This window comes from Enterobacter roggenkampii, assembly GCF_001729805.1.
Classification (GTDB): Bacteria; Pseudomonadota; Gammaproteobacteria; order Enterobacterales; family Enterobacteriaceae; genus Enterobacter; species Enterobacter roggenkampii.
This window is the reverse complement of record NZ_CP017184.1, coordinates 470128-488241: the sequence shown is the minus strand read 5'-3', so window position 1 is coordinate 488241 and position 18114 is coordinate 470128. Positions and strand designations below refer to the sequence as shown.

Sequence of the window (18114 nt, the reverse complement as noted above, 5' to 3'; positions counted from 1 at the left end):
CCTGCCACTTGTTTACCATCCATTTTAAAGGACACCGACATGAGCTTACTCAACGTCCCAGCGGGTAAAGAACTGCCAGAAGACATCTACGTAGTTATCGAAATCCCGGCTAACGCAGATCCGATCAAATACGAAGTGGACAAAGAGAGCGGCGCCCTGTTCGTAGACCGCTTCATGTCTACCGCGATGTTCTATCCGTGCAACTACGGTTACATCAACCACACCCTGTCTCTGGACGGTGACCCGGTTGACGTGCTGGTCCCAACGCCATACCCACTACAGCCAGGCGCAGTGATTCGCTGCCGTCCAGTTGGCGTGCTGAAAATGACCGACGAATCCGGTGAAGATGCGAAGCTGGTTGCGGTACCGCATACCAAGCTGAGCAAAGAATACGATCACATCAAAGATGTGAACGACCTGCCAGAGCTGCTGAAAGCGCAGATCACTCACTTCTTCGAGCACTACAAAGACCTCGAAAAAGGCAAGTGGGTTAAAGTTGACGGCTGGGACAACGCAGAAGCAGCGAAAGCGGAAATCATCGCCTCTTTCGAACGCGCTGCTAAGAAGTAATTCTTACTGCCAGACACAAAAAACAACGCCACCTTACGGTGGCGTTGTCGTTTTTCAGTACTGGTCTCTGTCTAACCAGTTACCGCTTACGATCCGCGTTAACCCGTCGACTGGACGCTGGTAGACATACATCCACGCGCTTCCGTACGGCGTCTGGATCAACTGGCGTGCGTATTCACCGCCCCTGGTGCGCAAGGCATCAAGTTCGGCAAGCGTCGCGTTATCAATACGATAAACTTCACCCTGTACTGTTCCTTCGCCCGGAACCGCGCCTGGATAGTGGCCCAGGCTGTACAACTGGTAGTTCTCGATATTGTAATTCCCCAGTAGCTGGGCATTGGTCATCCAGTGACTGTTGCCTTGCCTGGTTCGTAAACTGCCGTAGACAAATATTCGCATTGCTAAAACTCAAACTGATAGAGCAGATCAAGTGCCTGGTCTACGCCGGACACTGCTTCCAGATATAGCTTAGGCATCAGGCGATAGCGTAACGTGAGTGTTGCCAGTGAGTCAAAGATCCCCACACCATATTTTACCTGCAGACCCGGCAGTACATAGCCGCTGACCACCACCTGCGAGGAGTCACCCACGCCCTGGGTGTCCAGCGCCAGATTGCTTACGCCGAACGTCTCGCCGATTTTACCCACAACCTGCCCACTTTGTGCAACCCCCAGCCCCACTAACATCGAAGTCATCGCCGCGCTGTCGCTCTGACCGCTGTCGAGACCTTGACCACGCAGCAGGTAAGAGAGGGCTTCCTGCTGGGACATCGCCGGGTCAGAGAAGATCTCCGCCTTCGGTTCGTCGGCGGAACCGGTGACGCGTACCCCGGCAATGACGTCGTTTTCCGTCGCTTCCGGGTTACGAATCGCTTCGATGTTCAGCAAGGGTTGATCCGGTGGACCGGAGAACAGCAGCTCGCCTTTGCGGACAATCAGATCCTGACCATAGGCGTGGAATCGCCCTTCAGGGATATTGATCTGCCCGTTCAGGCCAAGCCCTTGTTTATCCTGCGCCACCTTCAGGTCGCCCGTAAGCCTCGCCTTCAGCCCAAACGCATCCAACCGCACGTTATTCCCCACGTGCACGATAAGGTTACTATTAATCGGGATGCCCGCGCTCTTCTGTTCGACCGGTTTCAGATTTTCATTGAGCATAACTTCATCACTTGAGACGCCGACCGCACTTTCCGGCACGTCGTGAACCACGATGCGCGCCCACGGCACGTCAACGCGACCGTCAAGCGTGAAGAGGCTTGGCGTAGCTTCAAAGACCACATCAGGCGAGACGTCCAGTCGCACCATCGGCGGTACGGTGATGCGCACCTTACTGCCCTTCGCGGCAATACGGGCGCGCCAGTTGTCGAGCTGGCTCCAGTCCGCGTCGCCGCTCAGATTGATTTGCCCCTGCTGCGTCAGTACCGATCCGCTCAGCGTCGAGCTCATGCCGTTGAAGTTCATCGCGATCTGGCTGGGCTGCATGTCAAACGGCATAAAGTTGCCGTCAATATCCACGCCGCTGAGGCGCAGCTGGCCGAACAGCTGTGGGCTTTGCGCATTGCCCGCCAGGCGCAGGTTGGCATTTACCATGCCCTCGGCTTTTTCCCCGCGTGCGAAAATCGGGTTCACCATCGCCAGGTTGAAGTTGCGGATAGTGACGTTGCCGCCCAGATTTCGCCGTCCCTGTGGGTCGGTAATTTGAACCTTGCCGTCAAACTGACCGTTGTTGGTGAGACGAATCAGCCAGCCCAGCTCCGCACGGTTGTTATGCAGGTCTGCGCTCAGGTTCAGGGTGTCGAAGGCCACCGGCAGCGGCGCGTCATTCACCTCCTGCGTCACCTTCACGTTACGCCCGGACAGCGTGACGCTGCCCTGCGGCAGCCCCTCTTTGGTGGTGTCCCAGGCGACATCGGCTTTTCCGCTGAAGACGCCGCTGGCCTGGGTAGTATCCGGCATAAACGGTTTCAGCATCGCCAGATCGAAGCGGTTGAGGTTGATCTGCGCGCGTCCTTCCGCGCCCGCGTCGATGGTCTGCGGCACGCACAGTTCCGCATTCGGGTTGGTCCAGCAGTGCGGCCCAATGCTGATCTTCTGCTCGGCGTTGCGGTAGTCCAGCGCGATGGCGCGCGACAGCGCCAGCGGCCCGACCGGCGTATTAAACCGGGTGTTATCCAGCGTCCCTTTCCAGCGCTCCTCTTTGCGGTCGAAGCTGCCGGTCAGGTGAAGCTGGCCGGAGACCGGCTCGCCCTGCACGCGCAGCTGGAGATCGTGCTGCTTTTCGTTCCCTTTGGCGTCCAGGGTCACCAGGTTAATGTTGACGTCCGGCTGAGAAATGCGATCCACGCGCAGGTTCAGGTTTCCGCCGATCTGGTCAGTGGATTTCACATCCCCTTCCACGCGAACGCGGGCAACGCTCAGCGCCTGCCAGCGCAGGTTATTGGCGGTAATGTCCGCCAGCAGCTGCGGCGCGTCTACCGTGCCGCGCACCTTCAGGAGCCCCTTCGCCGTACCGCCCAGGCCCGGCAGGGCGTTATCCAGATTCGGCGCATCGATGGTGGCGTCCAGATTGAGATCTTTCACCCCCAGCTCGCCTTTGATATCCGCCGTGTTGCGGCCCAGCGCCACGTGCAGACCCGGGATAATCCACTGCAGGTAGCTGTTGCCTTTCACCGAGCCTTCAACGTTTACCTTGTTCTGCTTCACGTTCCCGGTGAGCTTGATCTCCGGCACGTCCATCTGCCACGTGCCGCCGTACAGGCTGCCGCGGGTTTTGATCAGGCCATCCAGCTTCGACGGCCAGTCCGGCACCTCTTTGGCGGTGTTAATGCCCGTCAGCTTCAGCTCGCCGCGCCAGCTGATCGCCTGCTGCCAGTCGAGCAGTGCGGTTAACTCGGTTTTGCCTTCCAGCGCCGCGACGGTCAGCTTGTCGAGGTTAACCTGCTGTTCATTGCCCTTCGCATCCAGGGTGATGTTCGCGGGCGGCACGCCCTGCCCCTTCACTGCGGTGCGGAACGAGAGCGTATAGTCGGTCATCTTGCCGCTCAGCTTCAGCTTCAGGTCATCGGCCTGGTACTGTTTTTCGCCGGTGAATGGCCAGTAAAGCTGCTTGCTGACCACCTCAAGATTGAGCGGCAGCCCGGCTTCCGCCAGCTGGGTTTGCGCACGCAGGACCATGTCTACCGGGCCGGAGAGATTGACCCCGACATCCAGCTTCTCGCGCAGCGCCCCGCCCACTTTGACCTTCACCTTCTCGCCTTTGAGCGGGTCGATGTTCAGGGCGCTATTCAGCGTGATATCCACCGGCCAGTTGTCGCGCAGCAGGGCGTTGCCTGACGCGTTCACCGAGCCCTGATTGGTGTCGATATCCAGCGCGTCGAGCTTCATGTTGCCGTCAATGCTGCTGACTTTCAGCAGCATGTTATAGACCGTCAGGTCGGTATCGCCTGTCAGGCGCAGCTGCTCGCCTTTGAACTCTTCAATATTGAGGTTCAGCGGCAGATGCACATCGGTCATTTCCGGCAGGACAGGCTTCGAGAAGAGGTCTTTCAGCGTTTCGCCCAGCGGCTTCTCTTCCGGCTGCGGGTTCTGGATCTTCGGCTCGACGATCTCTTCCTGCGCCACGTCGGCCACTTTCGGCAGCGCGATCAGCAAGCCCTGCAGGGAGGTTGGCGTCAGGGTGAGGTTTTTCTCCTGCCAGCGCAGGCCGGAGCTGAAATCCATCACGGACACGGTGGTGTCGTCGATTTTGACATTGACGTTATCAAGCGCCACCCGATAAAGCGCGATAGGGTACGGCGTGGAGAGATTCAGCGGACCGCTGTCCTCTTCCTCTACTGGCGCAGACTTCGGCATTTTCTTCGAATCTATCGCCACGTTGACGTCTTTTAGCGACAAGTCGTTGACGCAGAGCTTGCTGTCACGCAGACAGCCCAGCTTCACCGCCAGGTGAAACTCCCCGGCGTTCACCGCCACGCCCGGCTGCTCATAGCGGATGTTCTTCAGGCGCAGGTCGCGCCAGCCGCCCGTCACCTGGCCAATCTCCAGCCCCGGCACCCAGCGGTTCGCGGCATTAAACAGCAGATGCAGCCCGGTCGTCGTTCCCACCAGAAACGCCACCGTACCGAGCAGCAGCACGATAAAAATCAGCACCCCGAGGCTTATCTTCTTCCATAAACTCATAATTCAGGCCCCAGACCGATGTAAAACTGTAATCCGTGTTCTTCTTTGTCGCCCACCGGCACGGCGAAATCGAGCTTGATGGGCCCGACGGGTGACTGCCAGCGTACGCCGACGCCCGCGCCGGTTTTAAACTCGCTGCGGCGGATATCGCTCACCGCTTCGCCGCCGTCGACGAACATGGCGCCCCACCATTTTCCGCTGACGTTGTACTGGTACTCCAGCGAGCCGGTAGCCAGCTTAGAGGCACCGATCAGCTTGCCGTCATCGTCCTTAGGCGCGATGGATTTGTATTTATAGCCACGGATGCTGCGATCGCCCCCGGCGAAGAAGCGCAGGTCCGGCGGGACCTTGTCGAAGTCGCCGGTTTCAATCCAGCCGAGGTTGCCGCGCACCACAAAGCGGTGTTTGTCATACAGCGTGCGGATCCAGACGTTCTGCGCCTGAATCACCGAGAAATCCACGTCGGAACCCCACATGGTGTTGGAGTAATCGATAGAGTAACGCTGGGAATCGCCCCAGGTCGGCATCAGGCCGCCGCGCGAGCGGGTGCGGCTGATCATCACCCCAGGATAGAGCAGCATGGTGGTGTTGGTGACGTTGGCCTGGGTAAAGTGATCCAGGCTCCAGCGCAGGTTGATGGCGCGCTGCCAGCCGCTGGAGAGATCCCAGTAACGCGACACGGCAAGCGTGGTGGAATCGGACTCGGTATCGTTCAGGTCGGTGCGCTTAAAGCCCCCCTGAACCAGGTAATATTGCTCAAGCGGATTTTTCAGCAGCGGCATTTTATAGCTGAAATCGAGCTGCTGTTCCGGGGCGGAAATGCTGGCGCTGGTGGTCAGGCTATGGCCGTAGGAGTTCATCCACGGCTTTTTCCAGGTGGCCTTCACGCGCGGGCCAACGTCCGTCGAATAGCCCACACCGGTTTCAATGGTGTTCTCGGTGCGCGGCGAAACAACGCCGTGCAGCGGCAACACCTTGGTTTTTCTAGACTTATCAAATTCAGGGGCGACAACCACGGAGTTAAACCAGCCGGTGGCTGAGAGCCGTCGGTTCAGCTCACCCAGGTCGCTCGACTGGTAGTAATCCCCTTTTTTAAAGGGCACGAGGTTTTGCAGGTACTCTTCACGAATTTGCGACCCTTCGAACGTCACGTCGCCAAAGCGGTAGCGTTCTCCGCTATCGTAGTCGATATCCCAGAAGGCCTGACGTCGCGCCAGCGCAATGCCCAGCTGGCTTTTATTGAACTGGCTGTCAAAGTAGCCCTTACGCAGGGAAACGCTGGTCAGCTCTTTTTTGAAGTGGTCGTAGTCACCGTGGTTGAGCACGGTGCCGATTTTCGGCCGCGTGCTGAGCAGGTCCAGGTAATCCCGGTCGGTACGCGCCCCGCCGCGCAGGATGACGTTGGTGCCGCCAATCAGCACCGGCTCGCCCGGCGAAACGCGGGCAATAAGCACCTGGCGCCCCTTCTTTGGGGCGGGCGGAGATCGAAATCAATGGTGGGTTCGTAATACCCTAGCGCTTTTAGTCCTTCACGGATGGCATCATCGACGCGCGCGCGGAAACGCCGGTCCGGCGTCACCTCATCACTCTGGATGGTCGATAGCTGCGCACGCACGTTTTTTTGTAGCGCCCCGGATAACCCCTCAACCTGCAAACGGACATTCGCCGCGCTGGCAATCCCGCTTGTCAGCAACAGACTGACTAAACATAACTGGCGGATTTTTGTCACGTTTTCTCCTGAATATCCCTGTTTCCACCCTGGAAGCAAATGAAGTGCCGCTCCGCGGCAAAATACGGCCTGTTGGCCAAAAACCCGAATCTCGGGTTGAAAATGGGTGTAACACCCAAATATTTCTTATGATTAAATCTAGACTCATTCAGCGCATTTATTGTGTTCAATTAAACGCGCCGTGACAACCTTAACCGAAACATCGCACCCCGGGAGGCCCCACCGTGAGTTTATTCGACAAAAAGCATCTGGTTTCACAAGCTGATGCATTACCGGGACGCAACACCCCTATGCCTGTGGCAACTTTACACGCCGTCAATGGCCATTCCATGACTAACGTTCCTGATGGCATGGAAATCGCCCTGTTCGCTATGGGCTGCTTCTGGGGCGTTGAGCGCCTCTTCTGGCAGCTGCCTGGCGTTTACAGCACGGCAGCCGGCTACACGGGCGGTTACACGCCGAATCCAACCTACCGCGAAGTCTGCTCCGGCGAAACCGGCCATGCGGAAGCGGTACGCGTAGTGTACGACCCGACGGTAATCAGCTACGAACAGCTCCTGCAGGTCTTCTGGGAAAACCACGACCCGGCGCAGGGCATGCGTCAGGGCAACGACCACGGCACGCAGTACCGCTCGGCTATCTATCCTCTCACCCCTGAGCAGGATGCCGCCGCGCGCGCCAGCCTTGAGCGTTTCCAGCAGGCCATGCGTGAAGCGGGCGATACGCGCGAGGTGACGACGGAAATCACCACCGCGAAACCGTTCTACTACGCCGAGGACGATCACCAGCAGTATCTGCATAAAAACCCGTACGGCTACTGCGGAATCGGAGGTATCGGCGTCTGCCTGCCGCCACAGCTGGCCTGATTATCAGCCGTTAGATCGTCGCCCGTACCGGGCAGCACCCGCTGTCCGGTCTGTTTTATGTAAAAATGTGACCTCTGGCAGATTTACATCTCTTTACGCTATACTAGCCGCTGAAATAATCGGCTCAACGCTACGAGCTGATGTTCAATGTGTTTCCACACAAATGGTATCAACTCCCCTTCTGAGGATCTGGCGAGAAGCCGGATAAACTATGTTAAACAGTATTTTAGTAATACTTTGTCTGATTGCCGTCAGTGCATTTTTCTCGATATCCGAGATCTCGCTGGCCGCGTCCCGTAAAATCAAACTGAAGCTGCTCGCCGACGAGGGCAACATCAACGCCTCTCGCATTCTCAAAATGCAGGAAAACCCCGGTACGTTCTTTACCGTGGTGCAAATTGGTCTGAACGCGGTGGCTATCCTGGGCGGTATCGTGGGCGATGCGGCATTTTCCCCGGCGTTTTATAGCCTCTTTGCGCAGTACATGTCCGCCGAACTGGCCGAACAGCTGAGCTTTATCCTCTCCTTCTCGCTGGTGACCGGGCTGTTCATCCTCTTCGCCGACCTGACCCCGAAACGCATCGGTATGATTGCGCCAGAAGCCGTGGCTTTGCGTATCATCAACCCGATGCGCTTCTGCCTGTTTGTGTTCCGCCCGCTGGTGTGGTTCTTCAACGGCCTGGCAAACGTCATTTTCCGCATCTTTAAGCTGCCGATGGTGCGTAAAGATGACATCACCTCTGACGACATTTATGCGGTCGTGGAAGCCGGTGCCCTGGCCGGGGTACTGCGTAAGCAGGAACACGAGCTGATTGAGAACGTATTCGAACTGGAATCCCGTACCGTGCCCTCTTCCATGACGGGCCGTGAAAGCATTATCTGGTTCGATTTACATGAAGATGAGCAGAGCCTGAAGAACAAAGTGGCGCAGCATCCGCACTCCAAGTTCCTGGTCTGTAATGAAGATATTGACCACATCATCGGTTACGTCGACTCCAAAGACCTGCTGAACCGCGTGCTGGCGAACCAGAGCCTGGCGCTGAACAGCGGCGTGCAAATCCGCAATACCCTGATTGTGCCGGACACCCTGACGCTCTCAGAAGCGCTGGAAAGTTTCAAAACCGCCGGGGAAGACTTCGCGGTGATCATGAACGAATACGCGCTGGTGGTGGGTATTATCACCCTCAACGACGTCATGACCACGCTGATGGGCGACCTGGTAGGCCAGGGGCTGGAAGAGCAGATTGTTCAGCGTGACGATAATTCATGGCTGATTGATGGCGGCACGCCAATTGAAGATGTGATGCGCGTGCTGGATATCGACGAGTTCCCGCAGTCCGGAAACTACGAGACCATCGGCGGTTTTATGATGTTTATGCTGCGTAAGATCCCGAAACGTACCGACTCGGTGAAGTTCTCCGGCTACAAGTTTGAAGTGGTGGATATTGATAACTACCGCATCGACCAGCTGCTGGTGACGCGCATCGACAACAAACCGACCGTACTGGTGCCGAAGCTGCCGGATGCGGAAGAGAAGGTGTCGGCGTAAGGTTCCTGTCCCCACAAACATCAACGGCTCCCATCGGGAGCCGTTTTTTTAACTACTGCATAGCACGTTGGTTAAGCCATCTCAGTTTGCAGACGCATAACCTGACGGTTGACTTCGGACATCACAGACAGGTGCTGTTTGTCCTTCACTTTTGGGACAAGGATTTTGCCCTTATCAAACTCAAAAGCGCCAACATCCTTGATATACAACCGTCCACGGAACAGGATCTTCACGTACTTCGCCACCTGAAGCGGGTTGTAGCGTTGGAAAATTTTCATTCTTGTATCTCCTGCGAATCATACGCTCTTGCGGTGCCACAATCGGCCCGACTGTCCTGAGCGCAAATTTTAATGCCCAATGACTATAGACCAGAACTACGGTGTTACCCAGTGTGCATAAGTTTATTTACCGTTTGATTACAATTATTCAGAATAATCTTTGCAAAGCGTGACTGAGCGCAGTATAAGCCGTCGTTTTTTCATGGATATGTGCGTTCACCCGCAAAGTGGCATCGGGATTGCGGGAAAACCACATTGATCGCACTTATCATTAAAAGTGCATGACCAAGTGGTCGGATCACCTGCAAATAATAAGGAAACGCCATGACCCTACGTACTATCCTTGCAGCAGCCAGCCTGCTGCTGCCCCTGTGGGCGAGTGCTCACAACATTGAAAAAGGACAACGTGTACCGCCAGTCGGCATTGTTGACCGGGGAGAATTGATTCTCGACAATGATAAGTTTAGCTATAAAGCCTGGAATAGCGCGCAGCTCGCGGGCAAAGTGAGAGTTGTACAACATATTGCCGGTCGTACATCTGCAAAAGAGAAAAATGCCAACCTGGTGGAGGCCATCAAGGCGGCAAAATTCCCACACGATCGTTACCAGACCACCACGATCGTGAATACCGATGACGCCATTCCGGGCTCCGGGATGTTTGTGCGTTCAAGCCTTGAGAGCAATAAAAAGCTCTATCCGTGGTCGCAGTTTATCGTCGACAGCAACGGCGTCACCCGTAAGGCCTGGCAGCTGGAGGAAGAGAGCTCTGCGATTGTCGTGCTGGATAAGAACGGCCGCGTACAGTGGGTGAAAGACGGGGCGCTGACCCAGGAAGAGGTGCAGCAGGTTGTCGACCTGCTGCATAAGCTGCTGGCTCAATAAATAGAGACGCGGAAGCCGGGATTGAGGAAGGATTCGCGCGGGGTGTAGTCCAGCGGCTTGCCCTGCCAGTCATGAACATGCGCCCCGGCGGCCGCGGCAACGGCGTGCCCGGCGGCGGTATCCCAGACGTTCGTCGGCCCAAAGCGGGGATAGAGCTGAGCTTGTCCTTCCGCCACCAGGCAGAATTTCAGCGATGAGCCAATCGAGGTGGTCTGGTGTTCACCCAGCTGCTGCAGATACTCCTGCAGCTCGCTGTCGCTGTGCGAGCGGCTAATCACCACCAGCGGCGGACGCGCGTCGCGCACCTGGATCTGCTTGCGCACGCCGCACTCTTCCTTCCACGCCTTTCCTTCCGCAGCACTGTACATCACCTTCATGACCGGCGCGTAGACCACGCCCAGCACCGCTTTACCCTTCTCAATCAGGGCGATATTGACGGTGAATTCACCGTTGCGCTTGATGAACTCTTTTGTCCCGTCCAGGGGGTCCACCAGCCAGTAGCGCTGCCAGTGCTGGCGCTCTTCCCAGCTTTGCGGCGCTTCTTCTGACAGGACGGGGATGTCCGGCGTTAAGGCCTGTAACCCTTTCAGGATCACCTTATGCGCCGCGATATCTGCCGCCGTGACCGGAGAGTCGTCCGCTTTGCTGACAACCTCCATGGGTTTACTACCGTCATACACCTGCATGATGGCATCCCCCGCATCCCGTGCGAGCTGACAAATTTTATCTAGCATTTTCCACCTCTTTGTTAACGCAGTGAGGTTAACTCTTTGTTTTAGTTATATCGTAATGTGAACAATTCCGCTATCTGTGAAGCAATTCCGGTTTCAGGTTGCTTTTTTCTGTCAGGATTCACATTTATGTAAGCAACACGTTATAGATACATACTCTTTTGTGGCCTGGATCGAAAAAAGGACTCTTCTGATGATTAAGTTTAGCGCAACGCTCCTGGCGACGCTGATTGCGGCGAGCGTGCAGGCAGCGACGGTCGATTTACGTATTCTGGAAACGACCGATCTGCACAGCAACATGATGGATTTCGATTACTACAAAGATACCCCGACGGAAAAATTCGGACTGGTACGCACGGCGAGTTTGATCAATGCGGCGCGTGGCGAAGTGAAAAATAGCGTGCTGGTCGATAACGGCGATCTCATTCAGGGCAGTCCGCTCGGGGACTACATGGCGACCAGGGGGCTGAAAAAAGGCGAGATCCATCCTGTTTATAAAGCGATGAACACCCTGGACTATACCGTCGGTAACCTCGGCAACCATGAATTCAACTACGGTCTGACATACCTGCACGATGCCCTGGCAGGCGCAAAATTCCCGTACGTTAACGCCAATATCATCGACGTTAAGACCCAAAAGCCGCTTTTTACGCCTTACCTGATTAAAGAGACTGAGGTTGTCGATCAGGACGGGAAAAAACAGACGCTGAAAATCGGCTATATCGGTTTTGTCCCGCCGCAGATCATGACGTGGGATAAGGCCAACCTCGACGGTAAGGTGACCGTTAACGACATCACCGAAACCGCGCGTAAATACGTGCCGGAAATGCGTGAGAAAGGCGCCGATCTGGTGGTCGTTCTCGCCCACTCGGGCCTCTCCGCCGATCCATACCAGGCCATGGCAGAAAACTCCGTTTACTACCTGAGTGAGATTCCGGGCGTTGATGCAATCCTGTTCGGCCACGCCCACGCGGTCTTCCCGGGCAAAGACTTTGCCAGCATTAAAGGGGCGGATATTGAGAAAGGGACGCTTAACGGCGTGCCGTCGGTGATGCCGGGCATGTGGGGCGACCATCTTGGCGTGGTGGATCTGGTGCTGAATAACGACGGCGGCCGCTGGAAGGTCACGCAGTCAAAAGCAGAAGCGCGCCCAATTTACGACGCTGCGGCGAAAAAATCGCTGGCGGCGGAAGATAAAAAACTGGTCGACGTGCTGAAGCACGATCACGACGCCACGCGCGAATTCGTCAGCAAGCCGATCGGCAAATCCGCCGACAACATGTACAGCTTCCTGGCGCTGGTGCAGGACGATCCGACCGTTCAGGTCGTCAACATGGCGCAGAAAGCCTATGCCGAACACTTTGTGCAGGGCGATCCGGATCTGGCGAAACTGCCGGTACTCTCCGCCGCAGCGCCATTCAAAGTGGGCGGGCGTAAGAATGACCCGGCAAGCTATGTGGAGGTCGAAAAGGGCCAGCTCACCTTCCGTAATGCCGCCGATCTCTATCTCTACCCGAATACGCTGGTGGTGGTTAAAGCCACCGGGAAAGAGGTAAAAGAGTGGCTGGAGTGTTCTGCCGGACAGTTTAACCAGATTGACCCACACAGCAGCAAGCCGCAGTCGCTGATTAACTGGGACGGCTTCCGCACCTACAACTTCGACGTGATCGACGGCGTGAACTACCAGATTGACGTCACCCAGCCGGCGAAATATGACGGCGAGTGTCAGGCGATCAACCCGCAGGCGGAGCGCATTAAAAACCTGACCTTCAACGGCAAGGCGATCGACCCGAATGCCACTTTCCTGGTGGTGACCAATAACTACCGTGCCTACGGCGGTAAGTTTGCCGGTACGGGAGATGGCCACATCGCCTTTGCCTCGCCGGACGAGAACCGCTCTGTGCTGGCGGCGTGGATCAGCGCCGAGTCGAAAAAGGCCGGCGAAATTCATCCGGCGGTGGATAACAACTGGCGTCTGGCGCCGATCCACAGCGATACGCCGCTGGATATCCGCTTTGAAACGTCACCGACCGAGAAGGCAGCCGCGTTTATTAAGGAGAAGGCGCAGTATCCGATGAAACAGGTGGCGACGGATGATATTGGGTTCGCGATTTATCACCTGGATTTAAGTAAGTAGCGGCGATTGTGCCGGGTGGCGCTTCGCTTACCCGGCCTACGGGATGGAAGATTATGGGTAGGCCGGGTAAGGCGAAGCCGCCACCCGGCTTTTACGCCGCGCGATCGTCCCGATTCGCCATCACCTTCGGCGTATTCACCTCAATCCAGTCCGCCAGCGCGGCGACTTTCTCGCTGACCTCGATCCCCATCGGGGTCAGGCTATACTCTACGTGCGGCGGCACAACCGGGTACGATACGCGATCGACAAACCCGTCCTGCTCCAGCGCCTGAAGCGACTGGGACAGCATCTTTTCGCTCACCCCGCCCATTTTACGGCGCAGATCGCTAAAGCGATGCGTTCCCTGGCGCAGCGCCAGCAGAATCAGTACCCCCCAGCGGCTGGTAACGTGTTTGAGCACCTCTCGTGAAGGGCACTGTTCCGCGAAGAGATTGCCATCGCGCAATTGTTCGCTGAGCGTCGGTATCGTTGTTTTCATACTTACCTTTTTGTACGTACTTACTAAAAGTTAGCTATGGTGCTAGTGTGCCACAACACCAGACAAACACGAAGGAGATTCATCATGATCGCGATCACCGGCGCCACCGGCCAGCTTGGCCATCTCGTTATCGAACAGCTGTTGAACACCGTACCGGCTAATCAGATTGTGGCCATCGTACGTAACCCGGCAAAAGCTGAAGCCTTAAGCCAGCAGGGAATTGTGGTTCGTCAGGCGGACTACACGGATGAAGCCGCATTCACTGCCGCGCTGAACGGCGTGGATAAGCTGCTGCTGATCTCGTCCAGCGAAGTCGGCCAGCGCGCGGCCCAGCACCAGAACGTGATTAACGCCGCCAAAGCGGCAGGGGTGAAATTTATCGCCTACACCAGCCTGCTGCATGCGGATACCTCGCCGCTCGGTCTGCACGTTGAACACGTTGCCACTGAAAAAGCGCTGGCGGCGTCCGGCATTCCTTATGCCCTGCTGCGCAACGGCTGGTATACCGAAAACTATCTGGCGAGCGCGCCGCCTGCGCTGGAACACGGCGTGTTTATTGGTGCGGCAGGCGAAGGCAAAATTGCCTCTGCCACCCGCGCAGACTATGCCGCGGCGGCAGCGAAAGTGATTGCTGAAGAGGGCCATGCGGGCAAGGTGTATGAACTGGCGGGCGACCACGGCTGGACGCTGAGCGAACTGGCGGCTGAACTGAGCAAACAGAGCGGAAAGCCGGTCACCTACCAGAATCTCAGCGAAGCGGAGTTTGCTGCCGCGCTGAAGAGCGTCGGCCTGCCTGCCGGGCTGGCCGATATGCTGGCGGACTCCGATATCGGGGCCTCCAAAGGCGGGCTCTTTGACGACAGCCATACGCTGAGCAAACTGATCGGGCGCCCAACCACTACGCTGGCGGAGAGCATTAAAGCCATCCTGTAATGGTTACGGGATGGTTATTTTTTGTGGCATCCCCTCGGGTCATCTTTGATAATGAAAAGATGACCCACGAGGAGGCTCACCGTGCAAGGCGTACCGGAACAGTTTAATGATGAAAGAGACAGCGCGCGCTTTCGCCATCTGGCGCAGCTGCCGGGCCTGGAGCTGTATCACGCGCATATTTCTGACTACGCCTTTGAGCCTCACACCCATGAAGCCTTCGGCATCGGCACGATTGAAACCGGTGCCGAACGCTTTCGCTATCGCGGCAGCCAGCATCTCGCGGCGGAGAAATCCGTCGTTACCATGAACCCGGACGAGATCCACACCGGCGAATCCGCCACCGAGGGCGGCTGGCGCTACCGGATGGTCTATATCGAACCCGATCTGCTGGAAGAGGTGACCGGCCTCCGACACTGGTGGTTCAGCGACGTGACCCGTCATGATCCGTTACGCTCACAGCAAATCGGCAGGCTTATTTACGGCTTGTGGCACACGGACGATCCGCTTGCGCAAAAAGGTTTACTGCTGGATCTGATTGAGACCTTCCAGCCGTTTGCCCACCACGCGCCACGGGTCCAGGAAGGCGCGCACCGCTTCGAACGGGTACGCGAGTACCTGCACGACAACTATATGCGCGCTCTGACGCTGGACGAGCTGGCCAGCGTCGTCTCGCTCAGCCCGTATCATTTCCAGCGCCAGTTCAAAGCCCATTTTCACGTGACGCCGCATCAGATGCTGATGGCCATTCGACTCTGGCGCGCCAAAGCGTTTCTCACCCACGGCATGCCCGCCGCAGAGGTTGCCGCCGCAACCGGGCTGACCGATCAGTCACATCTGACCCGCGCGTTTACCCACCGCTACGGCATTACGCCCGTGCGCTACCAGAAGCAGGTTACACGGCGCTAATGCGCAATCTCATACAATACGCGCGCATTCGCCCCTCCTACACTGACTACAGCGTAAATACCTGTGGATGGAAAAATGATTAGTGGAGTGTTGTATGCCCTGCTGGCCGGGATGATGTGGGGACTGATTTTTGTCGGCCCGCTGATCGTGCCCGAGTATCCGGCAATATTACAGTCGACCGGACGTTATCTGGCGCTGGGGCTGATTGCCCTGCCCCTGGCGTGGCTGGGACGCGCGCGCTTGCGCCAGCTCAGCCGTCAGGACTGGGGGACCGCGCTGGCGCTGACCATGATGGGCAATCTTATCTATTACGTTTGCCTCGCGAGTGCCATTCAGCGTACCGGTGCGCCGGTATCGACCATGATTATCGGCACGCTGCCGGTCGTCATCCCCGTCTTTGCTAACCTGCTCTACAGCCAGCGCGATGGCAAACTGGCGTGGTCAAAAATGGCCCCGGCGCTGGTCTGCACCGCCCTGGGGCTGATATGCGTTAATATTGCCGAGCTGCGCCATGGGCAGGGCGATGTTGACCTGTGGCGGTACGGTTCTGGCATTCTGCTGGCGTTCATTTCCGTGGCGTGCTGGGCATGGTATGCCCTGCGCAACGCGCGCTGGCTGCGTGAGAACCCGGACAAGCACCCGATGATGTGGGCGACGGCGCAGGCGCTGGTCACGCTGCCCGTATCCGTCGTGGGGTATCTCGGCGCATGCCTCTGGCTGGGCCATCAGCAGCCGGACTTCGCCCAGCCCTTCGGGCCAAGACCGTGGGTGTTCATTGGCCTGATGGTTGCGATCGCGGTGCTGTGCTCATGGGTGGGCGCGCTGTGCTGGAACATTGCCAGCCAGAAGCTGCCGACGGTGATCTTAGGGCCGCTGATTGTTTTCGAAACCCTGGCCGGACTGCTTTATACCTTCCTGATGCGCCAGAGCGTGCCGCCGCTGTTCACGGCCTGCGGGATCGTTCTGCTGGTGGTGGGGGTAGTGATGGCGGTGAGAGCGAAGCCGGAAAAACCGAGGGTCGTTCCGGCGTCGGAGGTGTGATATTTGCCGGGTGGCGGCTCCGCCTTACCCGGCCTACAAGGAGCCGTTTCGTAGGCCGGGTAAGCGCCAGCGCCACCCGGCATGATGTTAAAACGTTTCCCAGTTTGCTTCAGACGCCGCCGCGACAGGCTGCGCTTTTGGCACATAGGTTTTTACCGGCGCCGCTTTGACCGCCTGGTTGCGGGTAATTTTGAACACCGCCACCGCTTCGTTCAGGCGTGCAGCCTGATCTTCCAGCGCCGCCGCCGCGGCCGCAGACTCCTCCACCAGTGAGGCGTTCTGCTGGGTCACGCGGTCCATCTCGGCTACCGCCTGGCCCACCTGGTCGATACCGCGGCTCTGCTCGTCAGAGGCCGAAGCAATTTCGCCCATAATGTCGGTGACGCGAGTAACCGCATTGACGATCTCAGCCATCGTCTCCCCGGCTTCGTTAACCAGCTGCGAGCCCGCGTTCACGCGTTCGCCGGAGTCATCGATCAGCGCTTTGATCTCTTTCGCCGCCTGAGCGCTGCGCTGGGCAAGGGTACGCACTTCCCCTGCCACCACCGCAAAGCCACGGCCCTGCTCGCCTGCACGAGCCGCTTCCACCGCCGCGTTCAGCGCCAGAATATTTGTCTGGAAGGCAATCCCGTCGATCACGTTGGTAATTTGCGCGATTTTGCTGGAGCTGGTGGCGATTTCGTCCATCGTCCGCACGACGCCTTCCACCACGTTACCGCCCTTCTTCGCCGTGGAGGAGGCATCCAGCGCCAGACGGGAAGCCTGACGCGCGTTATCGGCGTTCTGCTTCACGGTCGCCGTCAGTTGCTCCATGCTGGCTGCCGTCTCTTCCAGAGACGCGGCCTGCTGCTCGGTACGGGAAGAGAGATCGTTACTGCCTGCGGAGATTTCGCCTGCACCGGTGTAAATGGTATCTGCGCCTTCGCGCACCACGCCCACGGTGTTCGCCAGCGAAGTTTGCATCTCCTGCACGTTACGCGCCAGGATGGCCATTTCATTTTTACCGTCGGCCTGAATCGGCTGGGTGAGATCGCCTGCCGCAATGGCGCGAATATGGTTAATCACCTCTTCCAGAGGCAGCAGCAGCACGCGGCGCATCGCAATCCAGCTGGAGATAATCACCACGATCACCAGCAGCATGACCGCAGAGAGGATCCACAGGATGCGTTTGTAATCACTTTCGTTATCCTGAATGCCTTTATCCGTGAGCGCGGCCTGCGCTTCACGCCATTCACGATAAACCGTCTGCATCGCATTCTGTTTTTGTTCGGCATTCTGCTTGAACATATCTTCCAGATTGCCCTGGCTCAGCAGAACGTTCATTTGCGTCAGCGTTGCAGAGTAAATGCGGTACTGCTCTTCGAGTTGGTTGGTCAGGTTCTCATCCAGGCCTGGCGTATTCGGCAAGGCATAGTATTTATCGTAATGAACCTGGGCTTCAGTCAGCAGATTTTTCGCCGTGCTCACCAGCTCATTCAGCTGACCGCCGTTAATTTGCGAGGCCATGCTGCTTTGCAGGCGCAGCATCCCGCGGTTCAGGGTGACGCGCGCCTGGTTCAGACTGATCCACGCATCGGTAAACTCCGCCACGTTCTTGCTGGAGAGCTGCGACACGGTAAAGTTGTCTTTATCGTTATTCAGGGCGTTGATAAAGATACCGGCGGAAATCACTTGCATGATGCCGAGCACAAGCAGCACCGAAATCAGAAGGGTAATGACTTTTATACGTTTAAACATGCGTTGCCTTTGTTATATGCAGGTTTGTCTGACGTGGATATATCGGCAGGTGCAGCGGGTTGTTTACTGTTTCTCCACCTTTAAAAAGTTTCGAAACCA

At 57.2% G+C, this 18114-nt stretch carries 14 protein-coding genes and 1 pseudogene; 8 read left to right on the top strand and 7 right to left on the bottom strand.

The genetic code is table 11. The features are described from left to right. Positions 1 to 39 precede the first annotated feature (39 nt). Entirely contained in the window at positions 40 to 570 is a 531-nt protein-coding gene (gene ppa / locus BFV67_RS02285; RefSeq protein WP_008501423.1) for an inorganic diphosphatase, read from the top strand. Positions 571 to 624: 54 nt separating this feature from the next. Here the strand turns inward: ppa and BFV67_RS02280 are convergent, their stop codons facing one another. The 3 genes and pseudogenes from BFV67_RS02280 to tamA form a co-directional block, all read right to left on the bottom strand. Then, positions 625 to 969, bottom strand: coding sequence for a gamma-glutamylcyclotransferase family protein (locus BFV67_RS02280; RefSeq protein ID WP_008501424.1), 345 nt, complete (start codon positions 967 to 969; stop codon positions 625 to 627). 2 nt (positions 970 to 971) lie between these two features. Then, entirely contained in the window at positions 972 to 4748 is a 3777-nt protein-coding gene (gene tamB / locus BFV67_RS02275) for an autotransporter assembly complex protein TamB (RefSeq protein WP_069597797.1), read from the bottom strand. Next, a pseudogene (gene tamA / locus BFV67_RS02270) lies at positions 4745 to 6477 on the bottom strand (autotransporter assembly complex protein TamA). Before tamA ends, tamB begins: the two are co-directional and overlap by 4 nt. A 224-nt stretch (positions 6478 to 6701) precedes the next feature. Here tamA and msrA point away from each other — a divergent pair. Beyond that, positions 6702 to 7343, top strand: coding sequence for a peptide-methionine (S)-S-oxide reductase MsrA (gene msrA / locus BFV67_RS02265; RefSeq protein ID WP_008501428.1), 642 nt, complete (start codon positions 6702 to 6704; stop codon positions 7341 to 7343). 211 nt (positions 7344 to 7554) lie between these two features. Beyond that, entirely contained in the window at positions 7555 to 8892 is a 1338-nt protein-coding gene (gene paeA / locus BFV67_RS02260; RefSeq protein WP_008501429.1) for a polyamine export protein PaeA, read from the top strand. A 71-nt stretch (positions 8893 to 8963) separates the two neighbouring features. Here the strand turns inward: paeA and BFV67_RS02255 are convergent, their stop codons facing one another. After that, entirely contained in the window at positions 8964 to 9170 is a 207-nt protein-coding gene (locus BFV67_RS02255) for a DUF1107 domain-containing protein (RefSeq protein ID WP_008501430.1), read from the bottom strand. A 324-nt stretch (positions 9171 to 9494) separates the two neighbouring features. On the opposite strand from BFV67_RS02255, the gene BFV67_RS02250 reads away from it, so the two are divergent. Then, complete coding sequence (locus BFV67_RS02250) at positions 9495 to 10052, top strand: YtfJ family protein (RefSeq protein WP_069597796.1); 558 nt, start codon at positions 9495 to 9497, stop codon at positions 10050 to 10052. Here BFV67_RS02250 and cysQ read toward each other — a convergent pair. Beyond that, a complete protein-coding gene (gene cysQ / locus BFV67_RS02245) occupies positions 10046 to 10786 on the bottom strand; it encodes a 3'(2'),5'-bisphosphate nucleotidase CysQ (RefSeq protein ID WP_069597795.1) in 741 nt (246 codons plus the stop codon). The two genes, BFV67_RS02250 and cysQ, sit on opposite strands and share 7 nt — an antisense overlap. A 190-nt stretch (positions 10787 to 10976) precedes the next feature. Here cysQ and BFV67_RS02240 point away from each other — a divergent pair, with 190 nt between their 5' ends. Continuing rightward, positions 10977 to 12920, top strand: a complete 1944-nt coding sequence (locus tag BFV67_RS02240; RefSeq protein WP_069597794.1) for a bifunctional 2',3'-cyclic-nucleotide 2'-phosphodiesterase/3'-nucleotidase — start codon at positions 10977 to 10979, stop codon at positions 12918 to 12920. A 91-nt stretch (positions 12921 to 13011) separates the two neighbouring features. On the opposite strand, the gene BFV67_RS02235 is transcribed toward BFV67_RS02240, so the two are convergent. Continuing rightward, entirely contained in the window at positions 13012 to 13398 is a 387-nt protein-coding gene (locus tag BFV67_RS02235; RefSeq protein WP_008502885.1) for a winged helix-turn-helix transcriptional regulator, read from the bottom strand. An 84-nt stretch (positions 13399 to 13482) separates the two neighbouring features. Here BFV67_RS02235 and BFV67_RS02230 point away from each other — a divergent pair, with 84 nt between their 5' ends. From BFV67_RS02230 to BFV67_RS02220, 3 genes are all read left to right on the top strand, one after another. After that, a complete protein-coding gene (locus BFV67_RS02230) occupies positions 13483 to 14331 on the top strand; it encodes an SDR family oxidoreductase (protein WP_023293439.1) in 849 nt (282 codons plus the stop codon). 81 nt (positions 14332 to 14412) lie between these two features. Further along, positions 14413 to 15237: an AraC family transcriptional regulator gene (locus BFV67_RS02225; protein ID WP_008502887.1), complete on the top strand. Its 825-nt coding sequence runs from the start codon at positions 14413 to 14415 to the stop codon at positions 15235 to 15237. A gap of 75 nt (positions 15238 to 15312) precedes the next feature. After that, positions 15313 to 16278: a DMT family transporter gene (locus tag BFV67_RS02220; protein ID WP_023326558.1), complete on the top strand. Its 966-nt coding sequence runs from the start codon at positions 15313 to 15315 to the stop codon at positions 16276 to 16278. 87 nt (positions 16279 to 16365) lie between these two features. Here BFV67_RS02220 and BFV67_RS02215 read toward each other — a convergent pair whose 3' ends face one another. Further along, entirely contained in the window at positions 16366 to 18015 is a 1650-nt protein-coding gene (locus tag BFV67_RS02215) for a methyl-accepting chemotaxis protein (protein ID WP_069597793.1), read from the bottom strand. Between the last annotated feature and the right edge of the window lie 99 nt (positions 18016 to 18114).

Bases quoted from the DNA above. Each gene is read 5' to 3' on its own strand.
- ppa (WP_008501423.1), top strand. From the start codon at position 40: ATGAGCTTACTCAACGTCCCAGCGGGTAAAGAACTGCCAGAAGACATC.
- BFV67_RS02280 (WP_008501424.1), bottom strand. From the start codon at position 969: ATGCGAATATTTGTCTACGGCAGTTTACGAACCAGGCAAGGCAACAGT.
- tamB (WP_069597797.1), bottom strand. From the start codon at position 4,748: ATGAGTTTATGGAAGAAGATAAGCCTCGGGGTGCTGATTTTTATCGTG.
- paeA (WP_008501429.1), top strand. From the start codon at position 7,555: ATGTTAAACAGTATTTTAGTAATACTTTGTCTGATTGCCGTCAGTGCA.
- BFV67_RS02255 (WP_008501430.1), bottom strand. From the start codon at position 9,170: ATGAAAATTTTCCAACGCTACAACCCGCTTCAGGTGGCGAAGTACGTG.
- BFV67_RS02250 (WP_069597796.1), top strand. From the start codon at position 9,495: ATGACCCTACGTACTATCCTTGCAGCAGCCAGCCTGCTGCTGCCCCTG.
- cysQ (WP_069597795.1), bottom strand. From the start codon at position 10,786: ATGCTAGATAAAATTTGTCAGCTCGCACGGGATGCGGGGGATGCCATC.
- BFV67_RS02240 (WP_069597794.1), top strand. From the start codon at position 10,977: ATGATTAAGTTTAGCGCAACGCTCCTGGCGACGCTGATTGCGGCGAGC.
- BFV67_RS02235 (WP_008502885.1), bottom strand. From the start codon at position 13,398: ATGAAAACAACGATACCGACGCTCAGCGAACAATTGCGCGATGGCAAT.
- BFV67_RS02230 (WP_023293439.1), top strand. From the start codon at position 13,483: ATGATCGCGATCACCGGCGCCACCGGCCAGCTTGGCCATCTCGTTATC.
- BFV67_RS02220 (WP_023326558.1), top strand. From the start codon at position 15,313: ATGATTAGTGGAGTGTTGTATGCCCTGCTGGCCGGGATGATGTGGGGA.
- BFV67_RS02215 (WP_069597793.1), bottom strand. From the start codon at position 18,015: ATGTTTAAACGTATAAAAGTCATTACCCTTCTGATTTCGGTGCTGCTT.